This is a genomic window from Gordonia sp. NB41Y (assembly GCF_030718915.1).
GTDB lineage: Bacteria > Actinomycetota > Actinomycetes > Mycobacteriales > Mycobacteriaceae > Gordonia > Gordonia desulfuricans.
The window spans coordinates 422,164-436,851 of the sequence record NZ_CP132196.1 but is presented as its reverse complement, the minus strand read 5'-3'; the positions used below and the strand labels follow the sequence as shown (position 1 = coordinate 436,851).

At 69.2% G+C, this 14,688-nt stretch carries 14 protein-coding genes; 13 read left to right on the top strand and 1 reads right to left on the bottom strand.

The window, feature by feature from the left end; translation table 11 throughout:
* Positions 1–130: 130 nt before the first annotated feature.
* From Q9K23_RS01755 to Q9K23_RS01740, 4 genes are all read left to right on the top strand, one after another.
* Complete coding sequence (locus Q9K23_RS01755) at positions 131–637, top strand: LuxR C-terminal-related transcriptional regulator (protein WP_305950367.1); 507 nt, start codon at positions 131–133, stop codon at positions 635–637.
* A gap of 25 nt (positions 638–662) precedes the next feature.
* A complete protein-coding gene (locus Q9K23_RS01750; protein ID WP_020791928.1) occupies positions 663–1,517 on the top strand; it encodes an acyl-CoA thioesterase II in 855 nt (284 codons plus the stop codon).
* Positions 1,518–1,525: 8 nt separating this feature from the next.
* Positions 1,526–2,149 carry a pyridoxal 5'-phosphate synthase glutaminase subunit PdxT gene (gene pdxT, locus Q9K23_RS01745; protein WP_020791926.1) on the top strand — a complete coding sequence of 208 codons (624 nt, stop codon included), beginning with the start codon at positions 1,526–1,528 and terminating at the stop codon, positions 2,147–2,149.
* 86 nt (positions 2,150–2,235) lie between these two features.
* A complete protein-coding gene (locus tag Q9K23_RS01740; RefSeq protein WP_020791929.1) occupies positions 2,236–2,988 on the top strand; it encodes a YebC/PmpR family DNA-binding transcriptional regulator in 753 nt (250 codons plus the stop codon).
* Between the two features lie 40 nt (positions 2,989–3,028).
* Here the strand turns inward: Q9K23_RS01740 and Q9K23_RS01735 are convergent, their stop codons facing one another.
* Positions 3,029–3,637, bottom strand: a complete 609-nt coding sequence (locus Q9K23_RS01735; protein ID WP_305950366.1) for a hypothetical protein — start codon at positions 3,635–3,637, stop codon at positions 3,029–3,031.
* Positions 3,638–3,737: 100 nt separating this feature from the next.
* On the opposite strand from Q9K23_RS01735, the gene ruvC reads away from it, so the two are divergent.
* From ruvC to Q9K23_RS01690, 9 genes are all read left to right on the top strand, one after another.
* On the top strand, positions 3,738–4,328 hold the full coding sequence (gene ruvC / locus Q9K23_RS01730; RefSeq protein WP_053776541.1) for a crossover junction endodeoxyribonuclease RuvC: 591 nt from the start codon (positions 3,738–3,740) through the stop codon (positions 4,326–4,328).
* Positions 4,325–4,924, top strand: coding sequence for a Holliday junction branch migration protein RuvA (gene ruvA / locus Q9K23_RS01725; RefSeq protein ID WP_053776461.1), 600 nt, complete (start codon positions 4,325–4,327; stop codon positions 4,922–4,924). Before ruvC ends, ruvA begins: the two co-directional genes overlap by 4 nt.
* The gene (gene ruvB / locus Q9K23_RS01720; RefSeq protein ID WP_053776462.1) at positions 4,921–6,039 is read left to right on the top strand and encodes a Holliday junction branch migration DNA helicase RuvB; all 1,119 of its coding nucleotides are present in this window, start codon (positions 4,921–4,923) and stop codon (positions 6,037–6,039) included. Before ruvA ends, ruvB begins: the two co-directional genes overlap by 4 nt.
* Before the next feature lie 115 nt (positions 6,040–6,154).
* Positions 6,155–6,544 carry a preprotein translocase subunit YajC gene (gene yajC / locus Q9K23_RS01715; protein ID WP_053776463.1) on the top strand — a complete coding sequence of 130 codons (390 nt, stop codon included), beginning with the start codon at positions 6,155–6,157 and terminating at the stop codon, positions 6,542–6,544.
* 204 nt (positions 6,545–6,748) lie between these two features.
* Entirely contained in the window at positions 6,749–8,407 is a 1,659-nt protein-coding gene (gene secD, locus Q9K23_RS01710) for a protein translocase subunit SecD (protein WP_082365743.1), read from the top strand.
* The gene (secF, locus tag Q9K23_RS01705) at positions 8,404–9,615 is read left to right on the top strand and encodes a protein translocase subunit SecF (RefSeq protein ID WP_053776464.1); all 1,212 of its coding nucleotides are present in this window, start codon (positions 8,404–8,406) and stop codon (positions 9,613–9,615) included. Before secD ends, secF begins: the two co-directional genes overlap by 4 nt.
* Positions 9,616–9,635: 20 nt before the next feature.
* A complete protein-coding gene (locus Q9K23_RS01700) occupies positions 9,636–11,342 on the top strand; it encodes an ABC transporter substrate-binding protein (protein WP_053776542.1) in 1,707 nt (568 codons plus the stop codon).
* A 41-nt stretch (positions 11,343–11,383) separates the two neighbouring features.
* On the top strand, positions 11,384–11,950 hold the full coding sequence (locus tag Q9K23_RS01695; RefSeq protein WP_053776543.1) for an adenine phosphoribosyltransferase: 567 nt from the start codon (positions 11,384–11,386) through the stop codon (positions 11,948–11,950).
* A gap of 175 nt (positions 11,951–12,125) precedes the next feature.
* On the top strand, positions 12,126–14,582 hold the full coding sequence (locus tag Q9K23_RS01690; RefSeq protein WP_053776465.1) for a RelA/SpoT family protein: 2,457 nt from the start codon (positions 12,126–12,128) through the stop codon (positions 14,580–14,582).
* The last annotated feature ends 106 nt before the right edge of the window (positions 14,583–14,688 follow it).

The window sequence follows — 14,688 nt, the reverse complement described above, 5'->3', positions numbered from 1 at the left end:
GGCATGGGTAGTTCTCCCCGTGGGGAGGGGAGTTCTCCCCATCGACCCACCGTGGAATCCCTCATAACGTTGCGTGCAACACCGGAGATCGCACACCGGGTCGCACCGAACGGAACACGAGGAGAACACGATGACCGCCGTCGCCACCCCCATCTCGCAGAGCCGCATCGCCCACGCCCCCGGCGCCTTCACCTCCCGCCCCGGCGGGCCCGGCTCCCTCACCCCCGGCGCCGTCACCCCCGATGCGCGCCGTCGCGCCGAGGCCGACCGTCGCCGGACCGAGGCCCTCGCCCGTCTGGCCGCCCGCCGCATGCCGCTGCCCGGACAGCAGATCGCCGCCCCCGCACCGGCCCGCCCGCTGTGCGCGGTGCCCGCCCCCGAGCCCGAGGCCCCGGCCGTCCCCGAACTGCCGCGGCCGAGCCTCACCACCCGCGAGATCGAGGTGCTGCGCACCTGGCTGATGGTCGACTCCAAGCCGGCCGTGGCCCAGGAGCTGTTCATCTCGCTCGGCACCGTCAACACCCACCTCACCCGGATTCGCGCCAAGTACGCCGAGATCGGTCGCGCCGCCCCCACCAAGGCCGGCCTCGTCGCCCGCGCCGTGCAGGACGGGCTGGTCTCCCTCGACGAGCTCTGAGCGATGGGTGGGGGATACTGTTCCGGTGGCAGACATCGAGGACATCCTCCGCGTCGAGCGGATCGAGACCGACATCTACCGTGGCGGCGCCTTCGAGAGCTATCTGCGCCGCACCTTCGGCGGACAGGTCGCCGGGCAGGCCCTGGTGTCGGCGACGCAGACGGTGGGAGAGGAGTTCGCCGTCCACTCGCTGCACGGCTACTTCCTGCGGCCCGGTAACCCCGACATCCCGGCGGTCTTCCTGGTCGACCGCATCCGCGACGGCCGGTCCTTCGTCACCCGCCGCGTGACCGGTATCCAGGACGGCGAGGCCATCTTCATGATGTCGGCGTCGTTCCACGTCACCCAGGACGAGGGCATCGAACACCAGGACCGGATGCCGCCCGCCCCGGATCCCGAGACCCTCCCGGACCGCATCGAGGAGTACGGCGACGACGCCAACGCCGTGCTCAAGGAATGGGCCAACTTCGATCTGCGGGTGGTCCCGCCCGATCAGATGGTCACCTCCGACTACTTCGCCGCCCAGCAGCGCGTGTGGTTCCGCTACCGCAAACCGCTGCCCGACGACCAGTCGATCCACGTCTGCACCCTGGCCTACATGAGCGACATGACCCTGCTCGGGTCGTCGAAGGTGCCGCATCCGGGCGTCGAACCGCAGGCCGCCTCCCTCGACCACGCCATGTGGTTCATGCGTCCCTTCCGCGCCGACGACTGGCTGCTCTACGACCAGACCTCGCCGTCGGCCGGTGCCGGACGCGCGCTGACCCAGGGCCGGATCTTCGACCGCAACGGCCGGATGGTCGCCGCGGTCACCCAGGAAGGGCTGAGCCGCACGGGCCGTCTGATGCCCGCCGACCAACACGCCCGGACGGATCGGTGAACGCGCGCATGACCCCCACCCCCCGGATCGGTGTCCTCGCCCTGCAGGGCGACGTCCGCGAGCATCTCGCCGCGCTCGACTCCGCAGGCGCCGAGGCGATCACGGTTCGCCGCGCAGCCGAACTGGAATCGGTCGACGGCATCGTCATCCCCGGCGGCGAGTCGACGACGATGAGTCACCTGCTCGGCGTCTTCGGACTCTACGAACCGCTGCGGGCCCGGCTCGCCGACGGCCTGCCGGCCTACGGATCGTGCGCGGGCATGATCATGCTCGCGTCGAACATCCTCGACACCCGCCCCGATGCACGCGACCTCGACGCCCTCGACATCACCGTGCGCCGCAATGCGTTCGGCCGTCAGGTGGAATCCTTCGAGACCGACCTGGAGATCGCCGGCGTCACCGACGAGGTGCCGATGCGCGCGGTGTTCATCCGCGCACCGTGGGTGGAGAAGGTCGGCGACGGGGTGGAGGTGCTGGCCAAGGTGCCCGACGGCCCGGCCGCCGGACGCGTCGTCGCGGTCCGTCAGGGGCAGGTCCTGGCCACGTCGTTCCACCCCGAGGTGACCGGAGATCGGCGGGTCCACGCATATTTCGTCGACATGGTGCGTCACCGACGGCACCCGGCGCCGTAGACTGGACTGTCGACGTCAGGAATTTGGTTTGCCCGTGACCGGTCGTACATCGGTGGTCGCGGTGCACGGGAAGGATCGGAACACGTATGAGCGGCCATTCCAAATGGGCCACCACCAAGCACAAGAAAGCGGTCATCGACGCCAAGCGCGGCAAGATGTTCGCGAAACTGATCAAGAACATCGAGGTGGCGGCCCGTACGGGCGGTGGTGACCCGGCCGGAAACCCGACGCTCTACGACGCGATCCAGAAGGCCAAGAAGACCTCGGTTCCCAACGACAACATCGAGCGTGCGCGCAAGCGCGGCGCCGGTGAAGAGGGCGGTGGCGCCGACTGGCAGACCATCATGTACGAGGGCTACGGCCCCAACGGTGTGGCGATCCTGATCGAGTGCCTCACCGACAACCGCAACCGTGCCGCCGGTGAGGTGCGCACCGCGATGACCCGCAACGGCGGCAACATGGCCGACCCGGGCTCGGTGGCGTATCTGTTCACCCGCAAGGGTGTGGTGACCCTCGACAAGAACGACCAGAGCGACGACGACGTCCTCATGGCCGTGCTCGATGCCGGTGCCGAAGAGGTCACCGACCTCGGCGAGCAGTTCGAGATCGTCAGCGAGCCCACCGACCTCGTCGCCGTGCGTACCGCACTGCAGGAGGCCGGGATCGACTACGACTCGGCCGAGGCCAGCTTCCGTGCCTCGGTGGAGGTCGCGGTGGACGCCGAGGGCGCCCGCAAGGTGTTCAAGCTGATCGACGCCCTCGAGGACTCCGACGACGTGCAGAACGTCTACAGCAATGTCGACATCAGCGACGAGGTCCTCGCCGAACTCGACGACTGACATCGTCTCGCACGCCGCGCGATCACCGCACGGCGCGGGATCACCGCACGGCGATCGCCGGCCGCGCCGGATGGTCGTAGCGGACCTCGATGTCGGCGGGCCCGGCGGCCGCGGCATGGTCGAGCAGGGGATCGATGGTCCAGTGCTCGTCGTCGGGCAGCCGGCGCCGTAGCGCCGCCGCCGACATCCGCAGCGCGAGGGTCACCTCCGCGTCGTGACCACGACCGAGCAGCATCGGACCGCCGACCAGCACGATCTGGTCGGCGGTCGCTGTCTGTGGGGAGTCGCGAAACGAGCGGTCCCGCTGTGCATCCCACAGTCGCGGCAGCCAGCGGCCGTGTCGGCGCAGGGCGTCGATCACCTCGCGGTCGATGCCCGCGTGGTCGACGAATCCGTCCCGGAAGGTCAGCGGATCGGTACGGCCGTACTCGAAACGCAACGACGCCGGCCTCAGGTAGTCGTCGGCGCGGACCACCCCCGCGGCCCGTCCCTCGGCGCGCAGCCGCCGGGCGATGGCGTCGGCGAACTCGCCCGGACGGGTCGGGGAGGGACCGTCGACGATCACCACACCGACCCCGGCGATCGCCCGGATCCGGGTCAGGCACGCGTCGACGAGTCCATCCGGGGTGCTCGGCTGGAAGGTGGTCATATCCGATCCAGTCTGCCCGTCGCGCCGTGTCGGTGCGCGCAACCGTCGGACCCACTCGGTAAGATCTCGAACAACTGTTCGTTGGAAGAGGGGTATGGTCTTGCGGGTGATGGGTGTCGACCCCGGCCTGACCCGGTGCGGTATCGCACTGGTCGAGTCGGGCAACGGTCGGCAGGTGACGGCGCTCGACGTCGACGTGGTGCGTACGCCCAGCGACATGGATCTCGCCGAACGCCTGCTCGCGGTCTACACCGCTGCATGTCACTGGCTCGACGTCCACCAGCCCGACGTCGTGGCGATCGAGCGGGTGTTCGCCCAGAACCAGGTGTCCACCGCGATGGGCACCGCCCAGGCCGGTGGCGTGATCGCCCTGGCGGCCGGGCAGCGCAACATCCCCGTGCGGTTCCACACCCCGTCGGAGGTCAAGGCCGCGGTCACCGGCAGCGGCCGCGCCGACAAGGCGCAGGTCACCACCATGGTCACCCGTATCCTCGGGATGCAGACCAAGCCGCGTCCGGCCGACGCCGCCGACGCACTGGCCCTGGCCATCTGTCACTGCTGGCGCGGGCCGATGATCGAACGGATGGCGGCCGCCCAGCGCAAGGCCGACGAGATGGCCAGGATCCACAAGCAACGGGTCGCCGCGGCCCGGGCCGGTCGCACCACCGGCGACGAGGGGAGAAGTGCATGATCGCGTCGGTACGCGGACCGGTCGTCGAGGTGGCCCTCGATCACGTCGTGATCGACTGTGCCGGTGTGGGTTACCGCGTCCTGGCCACCCCCGACACCCTCTCCCGGCTGCGTCGTGGTGAGGAGACCACGCTGCTCACCACGATGATCGTGCGTGAGGACTCGATGACCCTCTACGGGTTCACCGAACCCGATGCCCGCGCACTGTTCGCCCTGCTGCAGACGGTGACCGGGGTCGGACCACGTCTGGCCATGGCCACCCTCGCCGTCCTCGTCCCCGATGCGCTGCGGCGTGCCCTGGCCGACTCCGACGTCAAGGCGCTGACCACCGTGCCGGGCATCGGCAAACGGGTGGCCGAGCGCCTGGTCGTGGAACTGCGCGACAAGGTCGACCGGCCGGTGTCCGAGGCCGCGAGCGGGTCCGGACCGGCCGGACTGGGCGGGATCGGCCCGCAGGTCACCGAGGCGCTGGTCGGCCTCGGCTTCACCGCGGCCCCGGCGGAGAAGGCGGTGGCCGCGGTCCTCGCCGAGCATCCCGACGCCAACGCCTCCGAGGCGTTGCGACATGCACTCAAGCGGCTGGGCAGGACGGCATGAACGAACCGGGCGACCTCCCCGGCGCCGTCGAACACGATGATCTCGAGCACGACGACCGAGAGGTCAGCGCCACCCCGGTACGGGCCGACGGCGACTTCGACGCGGGCCTGCGGCCGCGCTCGCTGGCCGACTTCATCGGTCAGCCGCGCGTCTGTGAGCAGCTCGAACTGGTCCTGCACGGCGCCAAGAAGCGTGGCGGGACCCCCGACCACATCTTGTTGTCGGGGCCCCCGGGTCTGGGCAAGACGTCGCTGGCGATGATCATCGCCACCGAGATGGGGTCGGCGATCCGCGTCACCTCGGGTCCGGCACTCGAACGTGCCGGAGACCTCGCGGCGATGCTGTCGAACCTGATCGAGGGTGACGTCCTGTTCATCGACGAGATCCACCGGATCGCCCGTCCCGCCGAGGAGATGCTCTACCTCGCGATGGAGGATTTCCGGGTGGACGTGGTGGTGGGCAAGGGGCCCGGCGCCACCTCGATCCCGCTCGACGTCGCACCGTTCACCCTGGTCGGGGCCACCACCCGGTCCGGATCGCTGACCGGACCGCTGCGTGACCGGTTCGGCTTCACCGCGCACATGGAGTTCTACGACACCGATGAGCTGGTGCTGGTGCTCCGGCGTTCGGCCGGCATCCTCGGCATCGATCTGCGCCCCGACGCCGCCTCCGAGGTCGCGAGCCGGTCGCGGGGCACCCCGCGTATCGCCAACCGGCTGCTGCGCCGGGTCCGTGACTACGCCGAGGTACGCGGCGACGGGGTGATCACCGTCGACATCGCCCGTGCCGCGCTGGCGGTCTACGACGTCGACGAACTCGGCTTCGACCGGCTCGACCGCGCCGTCCTCGACGCTCTGATCAGGGCATTCGGTGGTGGCCCGGTCGGTGTGTCGACGCTGGCCGTGGCGGTCGGGGAGGAGCCGGCGACGGTCGAGGAGGTGTGTGAACCGTTCCTGGTGCGAGCCGGGATGATCGCGCGCACGCCCCGCGGCCGCGTCGCCACCGCCGCAGCCTGGCATCACCTCGGGCTGACGCCGCCGGCCGGTGCGATGAACGCCACCTTCGGGGTCCGGCCCCGCGAAGTGGACACCAGAACGGTGTTCGGCGACATCTGATCGGGCAATTCGGACGCGGTTCGAACGGTGGGCTTGCCCTCGCATGGCACACTGGAAGAAGTGTGTGTGCGGCCCGACGTGGCCGCACCGAAGTGATGAAGGAAGACGTCTCCCCATGGAATCCCTGTTTTTCCCCGTGCTGCTAGTCCTGCTGGTCGCATTCATGTTCTTCTCGGTGCGCAAGCAGAAGAAGCGCGCGACCGAGATGCAGGACATGCAGAACTCGGTGCAGACCGGTACCCGGGTGCAGCTGACCTCGGGTCTGTTCGGCACCGTGATCGACTCCTCGTCGTCGGATTACGTCGACGTCGAGATCGCCACCGGTGTGGTGACCCGCTGGAACCGCCTCGCGATCATGCGTGTGGTCCTCACCGAGGATGCCGCCGCGACCTACCCGGGCTTCACCCCGATCGAGACCGACGACGACGATCTCGACACCCCGCCGCTCGACGGCCCGAACCTGAACAAGTCGGGTGGCGACAGCTCGGCCGATTCGGACAAGTGATCGGCCCGTCGGCCAGACGAATCGGACAGCTCACCTGAGCTGTCCCGCATCTCCGCCCCCGGTGCCGCCGGGGGCGGAGGCATGTCGGTTGCCGACACGCATCTGACGGAGCAGTAGAGTGGCGGCGCCGGTGTTGACCGTCAGAGCCGGTGTAGACCGTCAGTGTCGGAGTCGACCGTCAGTACAGAGGAGATCGAGAACACCGTGACAACCCCCCGCCGGGCCGCCCAGAAGGGTGCTGCGCAGAAGCGGTCCACCTCACGTGAGGTCCCACCGTGGCAGCCACTCTCGGCGTTCATCGCGCTTCTGGCCTTGGTCTATCTCCTGATCTTCTTCACCGGCGGCGGCTCCCTGGAGCCCAAACTCGGCATCGACCTGCAGGGCGGCACGCGCGTCACGCTGACCGCGCGCACCGAGAACGGCCAGCAGCCCAGCCGTGACCAGCTCAACCAGGCCAAGCAGATCATCGAACAGCGCGTCAACGGCCTGGGTGTGAGTGGCTCGGAGGTGGTGGTCTCCGGCAGCAACCTGATCATCACGGTGCCCGGCCAGGACGGTTCGCAGGCCAAGTCGCTGGGTCAGACCGCGCGCCTGTACGTGCGTCCGGTGCTCACCTCGGTGCCGGCGACACCGCAACAGCAGACCGAGCAGAACGCCGGCGACGAGACCGAGAACCTGCCTGCCGACCAGGTCGCCGCGGCGATCGCCGAGCAGAAGAAGCTGCGGCAGGCCCCGGCCGGTGCCAACACCGAGGCGTTGCAGCAGTACATGGCCAAGATGGACTGCGCCCCCGGTTCCAACGACCCGTTGCTGGGCAACGACGACCCGAACCAGTACCTGGTGGCGTGTTCCACCGACGGTAAGACCGTCTACCTGCTCGAACCGAAGATCATCGACGGCCGCGACATCAAGTCGGCCAGCTCGGGCACCCAGCCGGACACCGGCGAGTGGGTCGTCAGCCTCGAGTACAAGGGCGACGCCGCCAAGACGTGGCCGCAGTACACCGCCAACAACGTCGGCAAGCAGACCGCCTTCACCCTCGACACCCGCGTCGTGTCGGCCCCGGTGATCAACCAGGCGATCACCGGCGCCACCCAGATCACCGGCAACCCGTTCACCGAGGCCGAGGCCACCGATCTGGCCAACGTGCTGAAGTACGGTTCGCTGCCGCTGTCGTTCTCCACCTCCGACGCCGAGACCGTGTCGGCCACCCTGGGCCTGTCGTCGCTGCGCGCCGGTCTGATCGCCGGTGCGGTCGGCCTGATCGCGGTGCTGATCTACGCGCTCGCGTACTACCGGATGCTCGGCTTCCTGACCGTCCTGTCGCTGTTGCTGTCGCTGGTGATGGTCTACGGCATCATCGTGCTGCTCGGACGCTGGATCGGGTTCACCCTCGACCTCGCCGGGATCGCCGGTCTGATCATCGGTATCGGCATGACCGCCGACTCCTTCGTCGTCTACTTCGAACGCATCAAGGACGAGATGCGTGAGGGACGAAGTTTCCGGTCCGCCGTACCACGCGGCTGGGCATCGGCCCGCCGCACCATCTGGTCGGGTAACGCGGTCAGCTTCATCGCCGCCGCGGTCATCTACATCCTGGCCGTCGGTGAGGTGCGCGGCTTCGCGTTCACCCTGGGTCTGACCACCATCCTCGACATCGTCGTGGTGTTCCTGGTCACCCATCCGATGGTCGTCCTGGCCAGCCGCTCGGAGTTCCTGTCCCGTCCCAAGATCAACGGTCTCGGTGCGGTCAGCGAGGTCGCCCGGCAGCGTCGGATCGAACGCGCCGATCGCGTCGCGAAGATGCAGAAGTCCACCGAGGCCACCACCGAGCCCGCGCCCGCGGAAGGATCGTCGAAATGACCAGCGGTAACGGCGCGAACACGCGCACCTCGGCCGGCCCGGCGGATTCCGTGGCCGATGCTGCGGCCGATCCGACCACCGGTTCGGACGCGGATTTCCGCGCCGACACCTCACGCTCGTTCCTGTCGCGGCTCTACACCGGTACCGGCGCCTTCGAGATCGTCGGCAAACGCCGCATGTGGTACCTCGTCACCGGCGTGATCCTGGCGATCTGCATCCTGTCGATGGCGATCCGCGGCTTCACCTTCGGCATCGACTTCGAGGGCGGCACCCAGATCTCCATCCCGGTGTCGCAGGGTGTCACCAGCCAGTCGGTCGAGGACGTCGTCGGCAAGGCCATCGACAAGGCGCCGGACTCGGTGCAGACCGCCGGCTCCGGTTCCAGCCAGACCGTGCAGGTGCGCACCGACGCGCTGAGCGTCGAGCAGGCCCGCGCCGTCACCGTCGCGCTGACCGACGCGTTCCCGTCGGTGCAGACCGCCGATGTCAGTATCTCCGAGGTCAGCTCCACGTGGGGCAAGGAGATCACCCAGAAGATGCTGATCGCCCTCGTGGTGTTCCTGGTGATCGTCTTCGTCTACATCGCGGTGCGCTTCGACCGGGAGATGTCCCTGGCGGCGCTGGCATCGTTGCTGTTCGACATCGTGTGCACCGCAGGCGTGTACTCGCTGGTCGGCTTCGAGGTGACCCCGGCGACCGTCATCGGTCTGCTCACCATCCTCGGCTTCTCCCTGTACGACACCGTCGTCGTGTTCGACAAGGTGTCGGAGAACACCCGCTCGGTGTTGCAGACCACCCGCCGCACCTACGGTGAGCAGGCCAACCTGGCGATCAACCAGACACTCATGCGGTCGATCAACACCACCGTCATCTCGGTGCTGCCGATCATCGCGCTGATGGTGATCGCGGTGTGGCTGCTCGGCGTGGGCACGCTCAAGGACCTGGCGCTGATCCAGCTCGTGGGCGTCGTGGTGGGCACCTACTCGTCGATCTTCCTGGCCGCGCCGCTGCTGGTGACGCTCAAGGAACGTCGCGCCGACATCTCCAAGCACACCGCACGCGTGCTGGCCCGTCGTGCCGCCATCGACGCGGGGGAGAACCCCGACGCGGTGCGGGCGGCCGCGGGTCCGGCCCGCTCGCGCCGGGCACGCGCCACCGACGACGACACGACCGCGGTGCCCACCGGGAAACGGCGTCGCAAGCGCTAGGGTCGGCAGACGTGACTTGGATCGGTCGGCAGCGCATCCGCATCGCCGCCGCGGTGACGGCGTGCGCCGCCGTCACCGGGCTGGCCTCGGCCTGTGGTGAGGACATGCCGCCGACCGTCAACTACGTGGTCGACGCCGACATCAGCAGCTACAACGCGAACAGCGTCGACGGCAACGCCGACGGTGTGCTGATGGCCACCACCCGTGTGCTGCCCGGATTCAGCCTGCTCGGCAACGCCGGACAGGTCACCCCCGACCGCGACATCGGTACGGTCACCCCCGAACCCGGTAACCGGCTGACCTTGCGGTACGAGTTCACCCCGCAGGCCGCGTTCTCCGACGGGCAACCGCTCGACTGTGACGACCTGGTCCTGGCCTGGGCGGCGATGAGCGGCCGGTACCCGGGTTTCACCCCGGCCACCACCGCCGGCTACCGCGACATCGACGACGTCGCGTGCAACCCGGGTGACAAGGCCGCGACCGTGACGTTCGCCGCCGGCCGGGACTACCGCGACTGGTTGTCGCTGTTCGGTGCGGGCACCCTGCTGCCCGCGCACGTGGTGGCCCGGACCGCGGGCATCGGTGACGTGATCGCGCCGATCCGCTCCCGCAACGCGCCGACCGTCAAGAAGATCGCAGCGGCCTGGAACACCGGCTTCGACCTGAAGCCCGGCCCGATCGACACCGCGACGTTCCCGGCGTCGGGTCCGTACCGGATCGACCGGTACTCGATCTCCGAGGGACTGGTCCTGGTCCGCAACGACGCGTGGTGGGGAGATCGGGCCGCCACCGACCGCGTCGTCGTCTGGGGGCGCGGCTCGGATCCGGCGCGCCGGCTGTCCGAGGGCGGCCACGACGTCGTCGACGTCACCGCGGGCATGATTCCCCAGGACGACGACACCGACACCGGGACCGCCGCGGTCAACGCCTCGGCCACCGGGGCACCCGGTGATGCGCTCGGCGTCGAGGGACTGGTGTTGTCGGGCAAGGGTGTCTTCGGTGACGTCCGGGTGCGCCGGGCCTTCGCCTCCTGCGTACCCCGCGACGCCCTGGCCAGGCAGTTCGGGCAGGGCGCCCAGATGTGGAATCTGCGTACCCTGGCGCCCGCCGACGACCTCGCCGGCAGCCTCAACGGCGAGTTCGGCCGGCAGTACCTGCGGCCCGACCTCGAGCGCACCCGCACGCTGCTCGCCGACGCGGCCGGCACCGCCGACGACGGCACCGCCCGACCGGCGGCCCGGACCGTGCGCATCGCATATCTGGCACCCACCCCGAGATGGCAGCAGATGGTCACCGCGATCGGGGAGTCGTGCAAACGGGCCGGCATCACGGTGACCGACGTGTCCTCCGACACGATTGCGCCGGGTGCGCTGGGCACCGCGGCCGACGCGCTGATCGTGGCGAACGGGGCATCGTTTGCCGCCGCGGGCGCCGCCGACCCCATCCGCGATGCCTACCAGTTGCGTGGCGGAGACCCTCTCGACCTGGGCAGTTACCGCAATGCCGATGCCACCCGCGCGATCGACGAGCTGGCGGTGGCCAGCCTGGAATCCGAGCGGCTCGGCCTGGTGCGCACGATCGAACGTGCGGCATGGGATCAGGTCCCGTCCATCCCCCTGTTCGCATCCCCTCGGGTGCACCGGTGGAATGATCGGGTCGGCAATGTCGTCGCCGGCCTCGGCCGGAACGGAACAGGATGGAACATGGATCGGTGGGTACTCAGGTGACGCGTGAACCGCGGACATCGGAATCGTCGGACCCGGGCTCGATGGTGGCGCACGACGTCACCGCCGACGCCCTGGCACGGGCGCGGGCGGCGATCGCCGATCGGGCACGACGCGTCGCCGACTTCCCGAAGCCCGGCATCGCCTTCAAGGACCTCACCCCGGTCCTGGCCGACCCGGAGGGACTGTCGGCGATCGTCACCGCCCTGACCCACGGGTGCAGCCGCGTGGACCTGGTCGCCGGCATCGACGCCCGCGGCTTCCTGCTGGGCGGCGCCGTCGCCCGCGAACTGCAGGTCGGTGTGCTCGCCGTGCGCAAGGGCGGCAAACTGCCCCCGCCGGTGATCGCGATCGACTACCAGCTCGAGTACGGCACCGCCCGCCTGGAGATCCCGGCCGACGGCATCGAACTCGTCGGACGCCGGGTGCTCGTCGTCGACGACGTGCTGGCCACCGGCGGCACATCGGTGGCCGCCGCCCGGCTGCTCGAACAGGCGGGTGCCGAGGTGATCGGCTTCGCGGTGATCATGGAGCTCGCCGGCCTCGGCGGCCGCGAGACCATCGCCGCCGGACTCGGCGACGTCCCGGTGCACAGCGTCACCCTGGACTGAGCGTCCCGGCCGGATCACGCTCACCTGGATCGATGCCGGCGCGTGATGTGGACGGCGTCGGGGCCGGCCGGTCGCCTGCCCCATCCGAGCGGGGACGGATGAGGCAGCGGACTAGAATCGGATGGGTCCGGTGTCATGCAGATGACTGCATCCGTGACCGACGTTGGGAGGTCCCATGGCCGACGAGCCGAACTCCGCAGGCCGTCTCGCCGCGCCCGGCGCGCCCGAGAACGGGGTCACACCGGCAACACCTGCCACTGCGCCCCCGGTCACGACCGCACCGGGTACAGCATCCACGGGTAGGTCCGCAGGCGCCGACACCGACGCTGTGAGCGGCAACGGTGTGGGTACCGGCGGTGCGGTCCCGCAGCATTCGTCGGCGTCACGGCGCGTGCGGGCGCGGCTGGCCCGCCGGATGACGGCCACCCGGGGACCGGTCCGGCCGGTGCTCGAACCGCTGGTCGCCCTGCATCGCGAGATCTACCCGAAGGCCGACGTCGCCACCCTGCAACGGGCCTACGACGTCGCCGAGGAACGCCATCGCGGGCAGAACCGCAAGTCCGGTGATCCCTACATCACCCATCCGCTCGCGGTGGCCACGATCCTCGCCGACCTCGGGATGGACACCACGACGCTGGTCGCGGCCCTGCTCCACGACACCGTCGAGGACACCGGCTACGGACTCGACGAGCTCGAGAAGGACTTCGGTGCCGAGGTGGCACACCTGGTCGACGGGGTGACCAAACTCGACAAGGTGGCGCTCGGCAGTGCCGCCGAGGCCGAGACCATCCGCAAGATGATCATCGCGATGGCCCGTGATCCGCGGGTGCTGGTGATCAAGGTCGCCGACCGGTTGCACAACATGCGCACCATGCGGTTCCTGCCGCCGGAGAAGCAGGCGCGCAAGGCCCGCGAGACCCTCGAGGTGATCGCACCGCTGGCGCATCGCCTCGGGATGGCGACCGTCAAGTGGGAGCTCGAGGACCTGTCGTTCGCGATACTGCATCCCAAGCGGTACGAGGAGATCGTGCGGCTGGTCGCCGACCGTGCGCCCTCACGCGACACCTATCTGGCGCGGGTGCGGGCCGACATCAACAACGCGTTGGGCGCGGCGAAGATCTCGGCCACCGTCGAGGGCCGGCCCAAGCACTACTGGTCGATCTATCAGAAGATGATCGTCAAGGGCCGCGACTTCGACGACATCCACGATCTGGTCGGCATGCGCATCCTGTGCGACGAGGTCCGCGACTGCTATGCCGCGGTGGGCGTCGTGCACTCGCTGTGGCAGCCGATGGCCGGCCGGTTCAAGGACTACATCGCCCAGCCGCGGTTCGGTGTCTACCAGTCGCTGCACACCACCGTGATCGGCCCCGAGGGCAAACCCCTCGAGGTGCAGATCCGGACCCACGACATGCACCGCACCGCCGAGTTCGGCATCGCGGCGCACTGGCGGTACAAGGAGAGCGGCTACAAGGACCGCAAGGGCCGTCGTTCCGACTCCGCCGAGATCGACGACATGGCGTGGATGCGGCAGCTGCTCGACTGGCAGCGTGAGGCCGCCGACCCGGGGGAGTTCCTCGAGTCGCTGCGCTTCGACCTCGCGGTCAAGGAGATCTTCGTGTTCACCCCCAAGGGGGATGTGGTCACGCTGCCCGCCGGGTCCACCCCGGTCGACTTCGCCTACGCGGTGCACACCGAGGTGGGGCATCGATGTATCGGTGCCCGCGTCAACGGCCGGCTCGTCGCACTCGAACGACAGCTCGAGAACGGTGAGGTGGTCGAGGTGTTCACCTCGAAGGCCGCCAACGCCGGACCGAGCAAGGACTGGCAGAACTTCGTCGTCTCGCCGCGGGCCAAGGCCAAGATCCGGCAGTGGTTCGCCAAGGAACGCCGCGAGGAGGCGCTCGAGACCGGCAAGGAGGCCATCACCAAGGAGGTGCGGCGCGGCGGACTGCCTCTGCAGCGTCTGATGAGTGCCGATTCGATGGCGGCGGTCGCCAAGGAACTGCGCTACGCCGACGTCACCGCGCTCTACACCGCCATCGGCGAGAACCATGTGTCGGCACGGCACGTGGTCAACCGCCTCGTCGCCGCACTCGGCGGGATCGACGAGGCCACCGAGGCGATCGCCGAACGGTCCACCCCGTCGACGATGACCGCACGACCCCGCCAGGGCGGTGACGCCGGTGTGGTGGTCGAGGGCGTCGACAACGTGATGATCAAACTCGCCAAGTGCTGCACCCCGGTGCCCGGCGACGAGATCCTCGGATTCGTCACCCGCGGCGGTGGGATCAGCGTGCACCGCACCGACTGCACCAACGCGGCGTCGTTGCAGGACCAGGCCGAACGGATCATCCCGGTGTCGTGGGCGCCGTCGCCGGAGTCGGTGTTCCTCGTCGCCATCCAGGTGGAGGCGCTCGACCGGCATCGTCTGCTGTCGGATGTCACCAAGGTGCTCGCCGACGAGCGGGTCAACATCCTGTCGGCGTCGGTGACCACCAGCCGTGACCGGGTTGCGGTGTCCAAGTTCACCTTCGAGATGGGCGACCCCAAGCACCTCGGCCATGTCCTCAACGTGGTGCGCAACGTCGAGGGTGTCTACGACGTGTACCGGGTGACGTCGGCGGCGTGAGGCCGGCGGGGAGGTAGGCGGGCGTGACGCCCTGATCGGACCCGAACAGACGAGAGCGCCGGTGACCGTGGAGGTCACCGGCGCTCTCGCTTGTCCGGGGGTGTGT